The organism is Buttiauxella brennerae ATCC 51605, assembly GCF_001654925.1.
In the GTDB taxonomy this organism is placed as follows: domain Bacteria; phylum Pseudomonadota; class Gammaproteobacteria; order Enterobacterales; family Enterobacteriaceae; genus Buttiauxella; species Buttiauxella brennerae.
This window is the reverse complement of record NZ_LXER01000015.1, coordinates 90,257-106,410: the sequence shown is the minus strand read 5'-3', so window position 1 is coordinate 106,410 and position 16,154 is coordinate 90,257. Positions and strand designations below refer to the sequence as shown.

The following is a 16,154-nucleotide window of genomic DNA, read 5'->3' as shown; positions in this document are numbered from 1 at the left end:
AGAAATCCTCTCTGTGTTTTGTAACTTAGGGTTCCAAATGTAGGGGTGGGGATAAGAAGCAATGCGCCAATGAACCTTCAGACTCAATTTAACATAATATACATTATGCGCACCAAGGTAAGCTAAGGCTGAATCCAGGGGTTAATCAATCTGATTGCCCTAGTTGCTGATAGCATCCGAAAGTTCTTTCTCCAGCGCTGATACCATCACTCTGGCCATCTCATAGTTCGACTGACCACCTCGTGGTTAACTCCCATCAACAACAGTTAACGAAATATCGGCAACCAGCGTTGTGCGGTCGCTAACTTTAAATTCACCTGGTGTTAATCGAGGTGTCACTGTTAGTGTGAAATTCATCTGTTGCCCCAGCGCCAAAGTGTTGCCAGCCATGGGCATAATCCCTTCATTGTTGCCAACCCGCAGTTCATCCGCGGCGCTGCCTTGTGCCACCAAACTTCCCTGATTATTCGTTTTACTCACCGCGTAATGTTGCCCGTCCAGCGTGAGCTTGCTGACTTCCATGTTGATGTTGCTTTGGCTGCCGAATGTAAACTGGTCTTTGCCATTAGTTGTGCCACCGAAAAACACCGCGAATTTGCGTGCATCCGGGCAATAGACGCTGACATTGATTTCCTGTTCCTGCATCTCATTCCAGTCGCGGGATTTTTTCACCGCGTCGTCGGCGCGTAGCACGTGCAAATCCAGCGTGGGTTGCGACAGCGTTATCTGGCAATCACTGCTGGCAACACAAGGCACCGCCGTCGCCAAAAGGGATACCAATGTTAGAGTGTGAAACAAATTTCTTTTCATCGACATACGCCCTCGCTTTGCTCGTAAAAGGCTTCTTTATCTTGCTTTTCAGGCAGTTTCCAGTGGATTTGGCACATGCGCTTACCGTCATCATCGGCTGCGTACAGTTCAGAAACGCCGCCGACATCATTAAGGAAAACATGGCCATCATCGACGGCGGTCACAATGTAATTGCTCTTCTCATCAACCACAGAAACGCCCTTTTGCAGCGGTTCGCCGTTCGCCAGTAGCACGCGCAGCATCACCCGGCGGGAATTCAACACTTTGAAGCCGAGCCTGCTCACCGAACCATGGCCGACGGCAACGACTTTTGTGCCGTTCGCCAGATCCATACTTTGCGGCAAACTGTTGCTGTTAATTTCAATTCGCGCATTGCGATACAGCGGCATTCCCGGTACCACCGCCTGCCCCCACGCATCTGTCCAGATGGTGCCTTGCGGGGTTGAAATTTCAATGCCGCCCACAGCTTCGCTAAGGCGTGCGATTGCAAACGTATCTTTCACGCTGTACGGCGAAAATGTGACGCCGTTCTCGTGCATAACCACCCCGCCGCTTAGCGTCATGTTGTAGTTAGTCTGGTGATTGCTGCCCGCCCCCGCGCCGACATCAAGCTGCGTGTAGTGCAGATTGGTATTAATGTCACCATTGAAACTGGTGTTGTTGTTCTGAATATCGCGGTCGGTTGAAACGGAATAAACCGTATTTTGCGTCAGAGAGCCGCTGGTTGTTGCGCCAACGGTAGTGTCATCACCCTGCTTTCGCATGTGCGTGCTAAAGCTTTCCGAGCCAAGCGGAATGCTAATGTTGACGTAGAAAATATCTTCATTGTTCTGATCTTTACTGCTGTTGCCCACCTGACTTTGCCAATTAACCTGCATGGAAATCCGCTCATAGGATTTGCTCCAGGTGGCATTCAGATAGCGCGAATCTTTATTGTCTTTGCTGCCCTGATTCAGACTGTAGCCAAGCGCCAGCGTGCCCAGGATTCCCTGGTTCCAGGTGACCGATGTGCTATAGCTGTTGGCATAGCTGGTGTAATTCTTATTCAACGCGTCGGTTAACTCGCGGTAATCCGCGCTGTATTTTGCAGCCGAGGCGGAAAACGACACCGTTTCCAGCGGATAAATCCCGAGTGAAATCTCGCCTTTCGTCCCTTTGCTTGAATCGCCAAAGGATTCTCTGCTTGCCAGCATACGGGTGCCAATGTCCCAGTTTGTCGTGGGCTGGTATTCCAGCAATGCGCCTGCGGCCTGGTAATCTTTCGCCTGCACCCCGGAAGCGGTAAGGCTGATATCGTGATGCAAACGCCACGCATTGGAATAGTTCGCCACCATCGGGTTGCTGTAGTCCGAACTCACGTCTCTGACTTGCCCCACAGATAATGAAAAGCCCTGCGGACGCGCAAAACGCTGCACGTTCAGCGAAGAATACGCAATGACGTAATGGTTCGATGAGCCGTCGGTTTCAACAACCGTAATATCCAGATCGGTATTGCTACGAATTATCGGCACGTTATCGAGGGTGAATGGCCCCGCCGGCACTAATGTCGAATAGACAAGTTGGCTCGTCTGGCGCACTTCAACACGCGCCTGCGCACCGCGAGCAATACCGCGCACCGTGACACCGGAATCGCCCGAAAACAGCGCGCTTTCCGGACTCCACTGCACGCCATTAATTGGCGTACCGCTGAATAAACCGGAGATAGCATTCACCTGCCCTATTTGTAACTGGCGTTTTTGCTCTACAAAGGTATGTGCCGCGTAGGTGTACAGGCTGTTGGCGGTGAAATCTCCATTGTTGCTGGTGATGACGTAATTGCTGCGTAAAAACCAGTCAGCAATATTCATACCGCCTTCAAGCATCGCCTGGCGGTAATCAGAACTGCTGCTGTCATAACGGCTCGAGGTGCTAAAAAGGTTGTAGTTCAGCACACCTGCGCTGCCACCGTGTAAAACGTTAGATAGCGCACCGTCCGGATCGTTTGCTACCGCTTCAGGCGGGACAACAATTACTAGTTGTTCGCCGTTAGGCAGTGGCGTTATGGTCGCTGTCGAGACTTCTTCATGATAATCGTGGCAGCTTTTTGCATCCGGCTCTTTAATTGCCTGAAGCCCTGCGGCGCTTAGGAATTCGTTATCCACGCACAGTTCGCCTTTCTGCCCAAAACGAACGGCGATAGTGCCTTTATCTTTGCCATTCACTTTTAAAGAAACGGGGTGCATGCCCGGTAAAAATTTAGCTTCATTAGCAAAATAGGTATTCACGCTGGCATCCACGCCGCGCTTTTTTAAGATTTCAGTATCAAATGTATATTCTGTCGCCCAGGCACTATGACTTAACAGCATTACAGGTAAAGAACTGCGCAGAATAACGCGCAGGCAAAATGACAGGTCTGACAATTTATACATACTGATTCTCTTAACTTCGACTACTTATTGAGTGGCGCGGTATAACTCGCAACTTCAATGCCGTAACGACTGGCAGGTGAAAACTTAACCTGGCTATCGGTTGTAGCAGGTTTATTCAATGTGGCTGTCAGGATTTCGCCCGGCAGAATATAGGGCTTGCCGATTCTGGCGTTTGCCCCTGAAGGCAACGTCTGGACTGTAAGCGCAAGGCGCACCACATATGGGCTTGGGTTTTTAACGGTGATGGTGCTGCCAGTACTTGTCCAGTTCAGCAACGTCCAGGCATCTTTTACAATTGGCAGGTTTTTCGGGTGAATTAATACCGGAATATCCTGACGTAAATTAAAACCAACTTTCATAGACTTAGAAAAATCTTTCGGCGGAATACCTTCAAAAACAACGCGTTTTAAATGCTCGGTGGTTAATGGCGCATCACTCTTCATAATAAAACGCAATTGCTGAGTCTGGCCGGGTTCCACTCGCACCACCGGTTGCGTAACATTCAGGTGGACGCCTTTGTCATCGGGTAAATCGGTGATGGTGGTATATAATAAATTTGGCAAAGCATCGGTATTCACCAGGTTTATTGTACCGCCCATATTGGATTCATCAATAATGAGCAGCGATGTTTCCGGGACTAAACCTGCAGCAAATACGGGAGTAGCGCATAGCAAAGAAACACTCAACAACGCGCGGCGAGATAATGGAGAAGATATAAACATTTTCAGTTAATCCTGTAATTATTACACGCCAGTCCGTGCTGTAATATCGTTAATAAAAAAGGGGGCAGCAAAACTGCCCCAAATACTCAGCGTTACACAAATAAATCAGAGATAAACCAGGCTGATAGTCGTTTGACCATCTAACTGGGTATCGTCAGCAATCGCCAGCGCTTGTGTTCCCTGAATCGCCAGTGCCACGCGTAATGGGAATGTCGCGTTAGTGAAGGAGATTGGGTCAACCGTTGCGCTGTCTGCCACGGTCATTTTACGGGTGGCATTGTTATTCATAGCACCCAGGCTATTCGGGCTCCATGTGGTGTTACCGTCGTCGCGGGAAATAGCAGATTTGTTTGCGCCATCAGCCATTACGTTAGACAGCACAGCAATGGTATAGGCACCGATATTCACGCCGCCTGTGGTTTTGCCCACGCCGAACTGGTTAATCGCGTTCTGGCTCTGGGAACCATCTGCAAAGGCGTTATTAATTGGCAGCGTTGCCAGGCTATCTGAACGGTTATCCATGGTTGTCCACGCAACTTTAGACGGTGCGTCGCAGCTGATGGTTAATACCAGGTCACGCGAGCCTAATTGGTTAGTCCCGGTCGCAGATAATTCGCCTAAACGAACAGTCCCGAAATCTGCCACGCCACCATTGCTCAGCGTTGGAACACATGCCGAATTAGTTAACGTCCCTGTTACGTGCAATGTTGCAGTTTCTGTTGCCATGGCTGCACTGATGCCAGCAATAAGCAAACTTATTGCTAAAGTTAATTTTTTCATAATAACCTTCAATAATTAAATGAACTCAGAAATCAAATGTATTTGAGTTGATTGATATTTATCTCTCAGAGATAAACCAGGCTAATTGTCATCTGACCATCAAGTTGAGTGTCATCGGTAATTGCCAGGGCATTTGTTGATTTAATGGTTGCCGAAACAATCATTGGGAATACTGCTGTGGTAAATGCGATTGGCATTTTGTCATCACCACCCACAGACGCAGTACGGAAATTAGAATCCTGACCGTGCATAAATGGCGTCGTGGTCCATGGGGTTTGAGGTGACTGATCTTTTTGCCTATACATAATTGTCGCCAGCACGCCATCAGCTGTTACACCCGATGCTGGCACTTCAATAGCATAAGAGCCAATACCCACGCCCGCAGCGGTTTGACCCAGGCCAAATACCTGGCTTGTGGCCGTCATGGTGTAATTACTGTCTACGAAATGGACCGGTAAGTTAGGGTCGGTAGCAGAACGGTTATCTAGTGATGTCCAGCCCACTTTCGTTGGCGAATCACAAGAAATAGAAAATGTTATTGTACGTTCACCCAATGCGTTATTTGCCGTCGGAGATAATTCGCCTAAACGGATAGTGCCAAAATCAACCACGCCACCATTACTCAAATTAGGTACACATGCTGAATTTGTTAATGTCCCTGCCACTTTTAATGTGGTGGTTACGACAGCCCATGATGGACAAGCGCTTGCAAATAAAATACTTGCCAGAAATACCTTTTTCATAAAACCCTCACTGGAGTAAAAGAGAAAATAGACGCTGCCTTTGGAGGTAACTTAATTATCTCTTCCGGGAATAAAAATGTTTTGCAGTAAAATCTGCCCATCAATATTTGTTATCTTGATCAAAAACAAATTTCTATAGCTTCCAGTTTGTTTTCTGGAAAGAGAATATTGATGATTATCAAAAAACATTTCAAGATTATTCAGGGTGTACTTTTACACCACACTCCAGTCAATAATGCGTTTATCGATTATTCAGTGAGTTATCGTAATTATCGATTAACCAATAGAGTAAATGCAGGGACTGGCCTGAAACGTCCACAAATTAAATTGTTATCGAGACCGAAAATAAAGGTTTGTTAAATGTTAAATATCATTGTGAGTATGTAAAACCTGAGAGAGGCTGACGACTTGAAACCACGGATGTTACCGACGTGATTGCATTGGTGAGCTTGTTATGATTGATGGCTTGGTTTGAAGGTCGTGCATCAAAATGCTGTCTTCTGGTTTACATGGATGATGCTATTGGCCAGCTGATACACCTGTGCTTATGTGAAACTGAGTCGGCCTTCCACTACATGCTGGCCACGTGTGACTATCTTGATAAACATGAAAAACCTGTCGCGTTCTACAGTGACAAACATGCTAATAGAATTTCATTAAGGTCAGTCGGATAAACAATTTCTGCCGTTTCAACAAGTTCGTTTAGCGACCACCAGTGGTAACTTTCGATAACTGATTTTTCATTCACACTCCAACCGCCGGTATTGATATCGTTGCTATCGAATTTCACGATATAAAAACACTCTTTCGCCAGAACGGTTTCTCCACTGGGCAATGTCATTTCGAATGTACCCTCGGCAACACATTGCCCAACATCGTTTCGCACAATGCCCGTTTCTTCATGGAGTTCTCTGATGGCGGCATCTTCAAACGACTCATCATCCTCAACGCCGCCACCGGGAGTTGCCCAATACGAACGGCCTGCTAACGCATCGTCATGATGCACAAAGCGAAACAGTAAAACTCGGTTTGCTGGGTTAATAATCAGCAAACGCGCAGAACGACGAACACGCATTACAGGTTTCCTTATTTCGTCCAGGATCAGGTTTTAATTTAAGCCAGTTCACCAGGCCTCTGGTTCTCGTAACATATGCACAATATTAGAGGGGCTCATTATCCATCCCCCCTTAAACCCATCCGGCAAGGGTTCGACGGTATCACAACGGACAACCCCACTTTCTTCTACCTGCTTCAGTGCTAATTTATGATCGGGCGTAAATAGCTCAAGCCAAACCTCGGCCTGGCTCAGGCCTGGCGCTTCATCAATCCACAGTCGGTTTGGGCCTAGTATAAAGCCGGTCGCCGGTGGCTTGTCCGTAATTTCAGGCAGTCCTATGGTCGTCCGGTAAAAATTGAGCGTCTGTTGATACTGGTGAGTCGGTACTTTTATAGCGATATCAATCCCGCCTTTGATTTCGGTTTTCATCAGGATTTACCTTATTCAGAATGTGTGTGAATAAGTAAGCCTGGTATAAACCCGCAATCTATCAACTGACCTGCTTAAGTGTCAGATTTTGGTCTGGTTAACCCGTTCTGAGAGTTCCTGATGGCTTTCTTTCCTTTCACTGTAACGGTCTGCAAGGTAGCCCACGTGCCCTTTCAGAATTAACGTCATTTTGAACAGTTCTTCGGTGACATCGACAATACGATCATACCAGGCTGATGGTTTCATCCGCCCTTCATCGTCAAACTCCTGCCAGGCTTTCGGGACTGATGACTGATTTGCAATGGTGAACATTCGCATCCAGCGGCCAAGGATCCGCATCTGGTTTACCGTATTAAAGGACTGCGACCCGCCGCAAACTTGCATCACCGCCAACGTTTTCCCTTGTGATGGACGAACAGCACCTTCACTCAAGGGTATCCAGTCTATCTGCGCTTTCATCACCGAACTCATGGCGCCGTGCCTTTCAGGAGAGCTCCAGATCATTCCATCACACCACCTTACCAGTTCCCGCAATTCGAGCACTTTTGGATCTGTTTCTGGCGCATCATCGGGCAATGGTAAGCCTGAAGGATTAAAGATTTTTACTTCTGCCCCCATTTTTTCCAGCAACCGCCCTGCTTCTTCGGCCGCAAAACGGCTATAGGAACGTGGCCGAACAGAACCATAGAGAATCAAAATACGTGGTGCCGCCTGCGTATCATCCTGAAGTTTGCTGGTGATCGTTTCATCAAAGTATGTCTGTTCGAGTGCGGGTAAATGCACCATAAAAAATCTCCCATTTGAAAGCTGTGCTTTAAAAGCTAACACATATGAATTAACATATGTATCACCAATTCATATCGAGGTTCAACATGCTACAGCCTGTTCAGCTTTTCAAACTGCTCGCCGATGAAACCCGTGCGACCATCGTGATGCTACTCAGAGAAACGGGTGAATTGTGCGTTTGCGATATTTGTGCGGCAACGGCAGAGTCTCAACCGAAAATATCCCGTCATATGGCACTGTTACGTGAAGCAGGCCTGGTCACCGATCGTCGGGAAGGCAAATGGGTACATTACCGCCTGTCGCCACACATGCCTGCCTGGGCCGCAGCGATCATTGATTCGGCCTGGAATTGTGAACGAGAAAACATCTGCAACAAACTCAATAACGCTTCATCTGGTACCTGTTGAATATGAACTTATATATGCATTTAAACAAATATGAACGGAGTGCCTGATGCTACTTGCTGGTATTATTTTTTTGCTCACTCTCGTTCTGGTTATCTGGCAGCCTAAAGGGTTGGGAATTGGCTGGAGTGCCGCATTTGGCGCGGGTCTGGCGTTACTGACGGGAGTGGTACAGCTGGGTGATATTCCGGTGGTTTGGCAGATAGTCTGGAATGCGACCGCCACCTTTATCGCGGTGATCATCATCAGCCTTTTGCTCGATGAGTCCGGTTTCTTTGAGTGGGCCGCGTTACATGTTGCCCGTTGGGGCAATGGCCGAGGCCGCCTTCTGTTTACCTGGATTATCATGCTGGGTGCTATGGTCGCGGCACTGTTTGCCAATGATGGCGCGGCACTTATCCTGACGCCTATCGTGATTGCGATGCTTCTGGCGCTGGGCTTTAGCCAGGGAGCAACACTCGCTTTTGTTATGGCCGCAGGGTTTATCGCCGATACGGCCAGTCTGCCGCTGATTGTCTCGAACCTGGTCAACATCGTTTCGGCTGATTTCTTCAAACTTGGTTTTGCAGAATATGCAGCAGTGATGGTGCCGGTTAACCTCGCCGCCATTGCGACAACGCTGGTCATGCTGCACCTGTTCTTTCGCAAAGATATTCCCGCGGTTTACGACGTGTCGCTGCTGAAAACACCCAAAGAAGCGATACGGGATATCAATACCTTTAAGACCGGTTGGTTGGTATTGGTTCTGCTTTTAGTCGGTTTCTTTGCCCTGGAGCCGCTCGGCGTGCCAGTCAGTTTTGTTGCCGCTGCTGGCGCGTTGGTCTTGTTGGCCGTTGCGAAAAGGGGCCATGCGATCAATACCGGAAAAGTGCTACGTGGCGCGCCGTGGCAAATCGTTATCTTCTCACTGGGTATGTATCTGGTGGTCTACGGTCTGCGTAATGCGGGGTTGACCCACTACCTTTCTGCACTTCTTAACCAGCTCAGTGAGCATGGTTTATGGGTGGCTACATTAGGGACCGGGTTCCTGAGCGCATTCCTCTCTTCTGTCATGAACAATATGCCGACCGTACTCGTTGCTGCACTGTCAATCGAAGGCAGCACAGCCACCGGCGTGATTAAAGAAGCAATGGTTTATGCCAACGTAATTGGTAGCGACCTGGGGCCAAAAATCACCCCGATAGGCAGTCTTGCAACATTGTTATGGCTGCATGTTTTGTCGCAGAAAAATATGACCATTACCTGGGGTTATTACTTCCGGGTGGGCATTGTGATGACGATTCCGGTGCTGTTTGTCACGCTGGCGGCCCTGGCATTGCGGCTATCAGTGACACTGTAACTATTAATTAACTTATAACTTCAATGGCATAGACCATTGAAGTTTGAACAAGAGACAACAACAATGAGCAATGTGACTATTTATCATAACCCTGCCTGTGGAACCTCACGCAATACGCTTGAATTGATTCGTAACAGCGGCGCTGAGCCGACGGTAATCCTTTATCTGGAAACGCCGCCCACCCGTGAAGTGCTGGTAAAATTAATTGCTGATATGGGGATTACTACCCGGGCTCTGTTGCGTAAAAATGTCGAACCCTATGAGCAATTAGCGCTTGGGGACGATAAATTTAGCGACGAACAGCTGGTCGATTTTATGTTGCAGCACCCTATTCTGATTAACCGACCGATTGTCATTACCCCTCTGGGGACGCGTTTGTGCCGGCCTTCCGAGGTGGTTTTAGACATCTTGCCAGATGCACAACACGGCGCTTTCGCCAAAGAAGACGGTGAGCAAGTTGTTGATGACAACGGCAACCGCATTAAGAAATAGCAGCGACACAAGGGAGCACTGAGTGTTCCCTTTACTTTATGCTCACTGTATTTAAAATAGTCACCTTCATCTCTTCTCTATAGGTATTCGTCCAATGCGCTATTGATGCCGCCGTCTGTCTGACGGCCGATTTACTTGTCCTGAATTATCGGGCTGGTTTCTGGCATCTATGGAGTTGCATCTATGACGAATTCGTATATCGCGCTGGAAGGCGTATCTTTTGTTTTACCTGATGGCACACCGCTGTTTTCACAACTCAATGAAACTTTTGACTCACGCCCTACAGGTTTGGTTGGGCGAAACGGTGTGGGCAAAAGTGTTCTCTCGCAGATTTTAGCCGGGAAGATTTCGCCATCGTCCGGCCGCTGTACCCGTTCCGGTATGGCGTATTATCTGGCTCAGCAAATCCTCTACCCGCCAACCGCTAAGGTTGCCGATCTTGCAGGCGTTCGGCCCATTATCGACGCACTTGAACGCATCGAGCGAGGCTGCGTGTCTGCGGCAGATTTTGATATGGTTAGTCACCATTGGGATATTCGCCAGCGCTTGCAGCATGAGCTGGAGCAATGCGAACTCGGGCATGTCAGCGCCACAACACTTGCCAGCCAGTTAAGTGGCGGTGAGTCCATGCGCGTTGCACTTATCGGCGCCTGGCTTTCTGAGGCGGACTTTTTGATCCTCGATGAACCCAGTAACCATCTCGACCGCGCCCACCGCAAAGTGCTGATTGCCCAGCTACAGCGCTGGCAAGCGGGATTATTGGTGGTAAGCCATGACCGGGAGTTGCTGGAATCAATGCAACGAATTGTTGAACTGTCATCAATTGGCCTGAATAACTATGGCGGTAACTATTCGGTTTACAAACAGCTTAAATCCCAGGAAGTACAGCTTGCTCAGCAACAGCTGGAACAACGAAAGCATGAACGCCAACGCGAGGAAAAAAACCTTCGCGACCAGAAAGAACGCCTTGAGAAACGGCAGTCGCGCGGGAATCGTCATGGGCGCGAAGCCAATCAGGCCAAGATTTTGCTCGGCGGGCAAAAACAGCGCAGTGAGACCTCTGCCGGGAAATTAAACCAGCGCCAGCTTGCTGCACATGAATTACTCAATCAACGCGTGCGCGATGCGGCCAATCTTGTTGAAGAAAATGTGGCGATTGTGGTGCATTCCCTTGAAGTTAACGTCCCGTCAAAACGACAAGTTGCCGTCCTCCATGAGGTGCAACTCCCCTTCGTGCCAGGCTTATTATCTCCGCTAAACCTGGCTATTTCTGCGCAACAGCGAATCGGTGTCGTTGGGCGTAACGGATGTGGAAAATCGACTTTGCTGAAAGTACTGGCAGGTCACTTGCAGCCATTGCGTGGTGTTTGCCAGGTGCCACACGGAGTGGCCTTACTTGATCAGCACCTTACGAACCTTGATCCGCAACGCACCGTTCTTGAACAGATGTTTAAAGCCAACCGCACTGCTGGCGAGGCCGATTTACGTATGCGCCTGGCACAATTGGGCCTGGATGCTCAAAAAATCCAGATAGCCAGCGGGTTTTTAAGCGGTGGTGAACGCCTGAAAGCGGCACTGGCCTGTGTGTTGTACGCAGACCCCACCCCACAACTGCTGTTGCTTGATGAGCCCAGTAACCATCTTGATCTGCCCTCACTTCAGGCGCTGGAAATGATGCTGCGGAGTTATCAGGGAGCAATGATTGCCGTGTCACATGATGAGGTATTTCTGAATAACCTGAATTTAACCGGGCGTTTATCGGCCACAGACTCGGAATGGCAATTTCAGGTATGGTAACGCCAGAATACCTTCAGGCCCCCTGTTCGGCCTGTAGGTTTGAACATCGTATTGTGTCGCATGGTTGCGACCTTTTCTGGTATGAATTTAGAATTATCATCAGTGAAAAAATATCACTGTACATTGAAATAATATCGATTCATAAGTGAAAGAACAGCATGTAGCATGATGAAATGTCTGCGGAAAAGAACTCTCCACATTCGCAATTAACGCCGTTATAAAAAGGAAGCATCTATGAATGACACCCCGTTCGCATCCCATCAAATCGGTGATTATCGAGTTACCGCACTGAGTGACGGTCATATGGCGGCCAGCCTGGATCTCTTATCCGGGATTGATACCGCTGATGCGGATGAAATCCAGCGCAATGCAGGGATCTCCCAGCCGGGAAATATTCATATCAATTGCTACTTAATTCGCGGGCGGGGTCGAACAATTTTGGTTGATGCCGGTACGGGTGGATTGAATAACGCGGGAGGAAGCCTCAAAGATAACCTTTATGCGGCCGGATCCAGCCCGGAAGAAATCGACACCATTCTGTTGACGCATGCTCATCCGGATCACATCGGTGGCCTGCTGGATACGGAAGGCCGCGCGACCTTTGCGAATGCGGAGCTTTATATTCACCCGCTCGAAGTGAAGTTTTGGCGAAATGATACCTTTCTAAACCAGGCGAGCGAACGGGGTAAACGGAATTTTGAACTGGCACGGCGCACGCTTGATATTTATGGGCGGCGTGTAAACTTCCTGAGTGAATCAGCAATAGTTGCAGGGATTCGCCCGGTATCCCTGCCCGGCCACACGCCAGGTCACACCGGTTTTCGCATTGATTCAGGGGATAAAAGTTTGCTTATATGGGGGGATATTGTTCATTACCCGCATATACAGTCAGCACAGCCTGCGGTTTCCATCGCCTTTGATTCTGATCCTGCTCAGGCCCAGGCTTCCCGCAAAAAAATCCTGGAACTGGCGGCTCAGGAAAAATGGCTAATTGCGGGTATGCACTTTGGCAAACCAGGTTTTGCACACATTATTCCTGATGCTGACGGATACCGTATTGCATACGCTGAAAAGTAAATGCAGAAGCAAGTTCAGTGCGGGCAAATCCCGACGATCTGGCAAGCGTCGTTAACGTCAGCGTGTCGGGATTTACAGAGGGCGCATAAAAAGGGATTTTAGTCGAAAACACCATTAATGACAGACGTCACTATTGCAGTACTTAATGCAATCAGAACCAGATTATCGCCGACAATTTTCCATTCGTATCCGGGATAATAAGGAAGCTGGTTCAGCATCGTGCCAGGTACAGTTTTCTTAGCAATCCCCGGAGGAAGCGGTTTACCGCGAGCGAGGTTTTTTGCAATACCTGGAGGTAGCGACTGGTAGCCTGTCAGCCCATAGTTAACTGCGAGTTTTCGCGCATCATTAAAACTGATATCTGAGTCAACATGGTCGGGTTTTCCGTAATTTTTACGGCTGCCATGATTATCTGCAGACTTATCGTTTCCGTTACTATGAGCGCTACTATTCCCTTTGTTTCCACTGTTCCCATTTCCACTATTTCCATGGGCACCACTATTTCCGTTGCCTGGGTTGGCTAATGCGGGGCCAGCAAACAATGACAAGGAAATAGCGACCGTAACAGCAGTTAATAATCCACGACGCTTAAACATAACCACTCCTGAACGTATGGGCATATCCATAAATTTATGTTCACGAATGAGGTTTCTGCAATGGTCATTATCTTATTCTGTTACGCCAGTATGGAAATTATCTCGGTACCACGAACAGTGATTTACATTTTGGGCAGAGCAATGTTTGCCCCTGGCGGATTTTGTTCGCAGGAAAAGATGATTTGCTCTGGCAGATTGGGCACGTCACCGTACCGTTTGATGCGTTACTGAAGCGCTTCATTGCATAATCGAAAATAGACATGATAATTAGCCTTTCAATGAATGAGGTTCATCGTATCACGCCCTGATCCAATAGCGCATAAGTTATCCAGAGGCAGGCTATCAAGATGGAAAATGGTGGGCTCTTTACTCATAAAAAACTGCACCTTAATTGTTGAGTAACCAACATTTGGGGTGCAGTGAAAACTCATTCCGACTATTGAGTTGCGCTCAAAATCAGAATGTTTGCCAGCCCCCTTCCTGAACTGACACTTTAGGTCTGACCGGGGCGACCTGAGGTGATATTGATGCCATCACTTTATCGTCATCGCCCAATCGCAAATTACTGGTTCTGGTTTGTAGTTCAACCACCTGGGTTTTAAGAACATCCGAGGATTCAGCAAGTTCGACAACCACCGCTGCATTACTCTGTGTCACTTTTTCCAGTTCGGACAAGGCAATAGTTATTTGTTGAATGCCCTTTTCCTGTTCATTAGTCGATATGAAAATATGCTCCATGAGGATATTAAGATCTTCAGATCCTGAAACGATATCGTGCATATTTTTTTCTGCTTCAGAAACTAATTTCGCGCCCTGCATCACATTAATATTTGTCGTTTCAATAAGTGACTTAATATTTTTTGCCGACTCGGAGCTTTTCTTCGCTAATACCCTGACTTCACCGGCAACAACGGCAAACCCTTTACCGTGTTCCCCAGCCCTTGCCGCTTCAACGGCCGCATTTAATGCAAGTATGTTCGTTTGAAAAGCTATCCCATCTATGATGCTGATGATTTCTGTCATTTTCTTCGAACAGTCAGTGATTGAAACCATATTTTCTGTGAGTTTTTGCATCAAATGGCTGCCGTGGCCAGCCGATTTATGCGCTTCACTGGTGATATTGTTTAACTGCCGCGTGTTCTCTGCATTACTCTTTGTTCCAGCCGAAATCTCTTCCATGCTTGAAGCCGTTTGCATCAGCATTGCCGATTGTTGTTCGGTTTTTACTGAAAGCTCAGCACTCTGGTTTGCAAGCGTTGCTGATAAAACGCTGGCTGAATTGGATGATTTTCTTATATCCATGACCAGACTGGATATTTCTTTTGCCAGGCTATTTATCCCTGGAATTAACTTACCTGCGCAGTTGTTACCAAAGGCACGAATAGAGATAGATAAATTCCCGGAGCTTATCTCATCAATATTGCGCTTCACTTCATTAATGGGTTTAACGAGGTATTTGGTCATATACGACCATAATATCAGAAGCAATGCAGCCCCAACTGCATTGAGCATGAGAACGACATTCACATTTGCCTTCAAAAAGAAGGCCATGAGATCCATTAAGGCAATAGAGGCTGTTGTAAAAACAATAATAACGGTTCTTACGCTGTAGTTATTAAGCATGTTTAACCCTATAACATGTATCGCAGGTACCTATATTAAGTACGGGGATTCGGGAAAAATCCAGTGCCTAATGAAAAATGAAGCTATGTATTGACCTAAGCGAGTAAAAAAGTTTTTTACACTTCTTTACCATTTGGTGAAAATTCGCAGGGGAGATAAAAAACGGTGCGAGCGGCACCGTTTATTTTTAGTGAGTTATTTACCGTTCAAATAATCATCAGGCCAGTATTTATAACCATTAACCATTGCCTGTGCGGCAAGGCCTTTTTCGGTTATTTCATAGACATTAACCGGCTTAGGCATTGTTACCGTGCCGGGTGCAACAGCACTCGCCGAAGTGCCTACGGCTGGCAAACCTTTGTCATCATATTTAGCGGCTGCATTGGCATCTGCGCCAATAATGTAGCCATTCTTAATAAAATCACTTAGCGCCTTACTGTCATTAAACACCATCACGGTGCTTAACTGTTTCACGCCCATGCCCACGCCCGCCCCGGCTTGTGCCATTTTCATGTAGGTGTCTTTACCCGTTCTGAGATCTTTCACTACCCCATAACCGCTACCAAATCCGAATAACAGAATTTTGCTGCTGTTATTGGAGAATACTGCGTAACCTTTTGCCTTCAATATCTTACTGCGCGCTTCAGGATGGATTTTATAAATTTTAGTCAGCGTATTGATTCGCATTTGCTGAATCGTGTTACGTTGCTGACTTGCGGTATCACCTTTAGCGCTGCAACCAACAATAGCCAAAACTGCGATGAGTATTAATTTTTTATACTGCATGTGTCCCCGCGCTCAAAAAATAAACGGCAAGACTTAACAACCTGAGTCGTATAAGTGCCGGAAAAAGAGCGCGAATGTTATGGTACGGCAGGATTTATAAATTATTCTTTTGTGCGAACCTGAGAAGTATTTTGTTTAATTTTGAATAAAGTAAAACTAGATTTTTTACTGATTTACAGCGCGGGAAGATTAGCACCCCTGGCTTTTTTAACGAATAAGCTCGAACGCCTGTCAGAATATGTTAACTTCCTCGCAAAAGAGGTTAAATGTGTCAATAAATCGCTGAATTCAGCCTGAACTGACAG

The 16,154-nt window shown here is 47.5% G+C and carries 17 protein-coding genes and 1 pseudogene; 6 read left to right on the top strand and 12 right to left on the bottom strand.

From position 1 onward, the window contains the following. Positions 1 to 246: 246 nt before the first annotated feature. The 5 genes from M975_RS07650 to M975_RS07630 form a co-directional block, all read right to left on the bottom strand. Entirely contained in the window at positions 247 to 810 is a 564-nt protein-coding gene (locus tag M975_RS07650) for a DUF1120 domain-containing protein (RefSeq protein WP_064558502.1), read from the bottom strand. Continuing rightward, entirely contained in the window at positions 807 to 3,218 is a 2,412-nt protein-coding gene (locus tag M975_RS07645) for a fimbrial biogenesis usher protein (protein ID WP_064558500.1), read from the bottom strand. Before M975_RS07645 ends, M975_RS07650 begins: the two co-directional genes overlap by 4 nt. 20 nt (positions 3,219 to 3,238) lie before the next feature. Then, positions 3,239 to 3,940 carry a fimbria/pilus chaperone family protein gene (locus M975_RS07640; protein ID WP_064558498.1) on the bottom strand — a complete coding sequence of 234 codons (702 nt, stop codon included), beginning with the start codon at positions 3,938 to 3,940 and terminating at the stop codon, positions 3,239 to 3,241. A gap of 105 nt (positions 3,941 to 4,045) precedes the next feature. Further along, a complete protein-coding gene (locus tag M975_RS07635; RefSeq protein WP_064558496.1) occupies positions 4,046 to 4,720 on the bottom strand; it encodes a DUF1120 domain-containing protein in 675 nt (224 codons plus the stop codon). Between the two features lie 65 nt (positions 4,721 to 4,785). Next, positions 4,786 to 5,463: a DUF1120 domain-containing protein gene (locus M975_RS07630; protein ID WP_064558494.1), complete on the bottom strand. Its 678-nt coding sequence runs from the start codon at positions 5,461 to 5,463 to the stop codon at positions 4,786 to 4,788. Between the two features lie 424 nt (positions 5,464 to 5,887). Here M975_RS07630 and M975_RS23350 point away from each other — a divergent pair. Continuing rightward, a pseudogene (locus tag M975_RS23350) lies at positions 5,888 to 6,107 on the top strand (ISNCY family transposase); the annotation flags it as partial. Here the strand turns inward: M975_RS23350 and M975_RS07625 are convergent. The 3 genes from M975_RS07625 to arsH form a co-directional block, all read right to left on the bottom strand. Further along, entirely contained in the window at positions 6,089 to 6,538 is a 450-nt protein-coding gene (locus M975_RS07625) for an NUDIX hydrolase (protein WP_064558492.1), read from the bottom strand. The pseudogene M975_RS23350 and the gene M975_RS07625 sit on opposite strands and share 19 nt — an antisense overlap. Positions 6,539 to 6,586: 48 nt before the next feature. Further along, positions 6,587 to 6,949 carry a hypothetical protein gene (locus tag M975_RS07620; protein WP_064558490.1) on the bottom strand — a complete coding sequence of 121 codons (363 nt, stop codon included), beginning with the start codon at positions 6,947 to 6,949 and terminating at the stop codon, positions 6,587 to 6,589. Between the two features lie 81 nt (positions 6,950 to 7,030). After that, positions 7,031 to 7,735 carry an arsenical resistance protein ArsH gene (gene arsH / locus M975_RS07615; RefSeq protein WP_064558488.1) on the bottom strand — a complete coding sequence of 235 codons (705 nt, stop codon included), beginning with the start codon at positions 7,733 to 7,735 and terminating at the stop codon, positions 7,031 to 7,033. Between the two features lie 86 nt (positions 7,736 to 7,821). On the opposite strand from arsH, the gene M975_RS07610 reads away from it, so the two are divergent. The 5 genes from M975_RS07610 (at position 7,822) to M975_RS07590 (ending at position 12,844) form a co-directional block, all read left to right on the top strand. Beyond that, positions 7,822 to 8,142, top strand: coding sequence for a metalloregulator ArsR/SmtB family transcription factor (locus M975_RS07610; protein WP_064558486.1), 321 nt, complete (start codon positions 7,822 to 7,824; stop codon positions 8,140 to 8,142). A 46-nt stretch (positions 8,143 to 8,188) separates the two neighbouring features. Continuing rightward, positions 8,189 to 9,478 carry an arsenic transporter gene (locus tag M975_RS07605; RefSeq protein WP_064558484.1) on the top strand — a complete coding sequence of 430 codons (1,290 nt, stop codon included), beginning with the start codon at positions 8,189 to 8,191 and terminating at the stop codon, positions 9,476 to 9,478. Between the two features lie 63 nt (positions 9,479 to 9,541). Then, positions 9,542 to 9,970, top strand: coding sequence for a glutaredoxin-dependent arsenate reductase (gene arsC / locus M975_RS07600; protein WP_064558482.1), 429 nt, complete (start codon positions 9,542 to 9,544; stop codon positions 9,968 to 9,970). Between the two features lie 183 nt (positions 9,971 to 10,153). Next, positions 10,154 to 11,767: an ATP-binding cassette domain-containing protein gene (locus M975_RS07595; protein ID WP_064558480.1), complete on the top strand. Its 1,614-nt coding sequence runs from the start codon at positions 10,154 to 10,156 to the stop codon at positions 11,765 to 11,767. Between the two features lie 234 nt (positions 11,768 to 12,001). Further along, entirely contained in the window at positions 12,002 to 12,844 is an 843-nt protein-coding gene (locus M975_RS07590) for an MBL fold metallo-hydrolase (RefSeq protein WP_064558478.1), read from the top strand. Between the two features lie 98 nt (positions 12,845 to 12,942). On the opposite strand, the gene M975_RS07585 is transcribed toward M975_RS07590, so the two are convergent. The 4 genes from M975_RS07585 to M975_RS07575 all read right to left on the bottom strand — a co-directional run bounded on the left by M975_RS07585 (position 12,943) and on the right by M975_RS07575 (position 15,849). Further along, positions 12,943 to 13,440 carry an anti-virulence regulator CigR family protein gene (locus M975_RS07585; protein ID WP_064558476.1) on the bottom strand — a complete coding sequence of 166 codons (498 nt, stop codon included), beginning with the start codon at positions 13,438 to 13,440 and terminating at the stop codon, positions 12,943 to 12,945. 97 nt (positions 13,441 to 13,537) lie between these two features. Then, positions 13,538 to 13,702 carry a YnfU family zinc-binding protein gene (locus M975_RS23345; RefSeq protein WP_280643776.1) on the bottom strand — a complete coding sequence of 55 codons (165 nt, stop codon included), beginning with the start codon at positions 13,700 to 13,702 and terminating at the stop codon, positions 13,538 to 13,540. A gap of 194 nt (positions 13,703 to 13,896) precedes the next feature. Continuing rightward, complete coding sequence (locus M975_RS07580; RefSeq protein WP_064558474.1) at positions 13,897 to 15,063, bottom strand: methyl-accepting chemotaxis protein; 1,167 nt, start codon at positions 15,061 to 15,063, stop codon at positions 13,897 to 13,899. Positions 15,064 to 15,258: 195 nt separating this feature from the next. Then, a complete protein-coding gene (locus tag M975_RS07575) occupies positions 15,259 to 15,849 on the bottom strand; it encodes a lipid-binding SYLF domain-containing protein (protein ID WP_064558473.1) in 591 nt (196 codons plus the stop codon). Positions 15,850 to 16,154 lie beyond the last annotated feature (305 nt).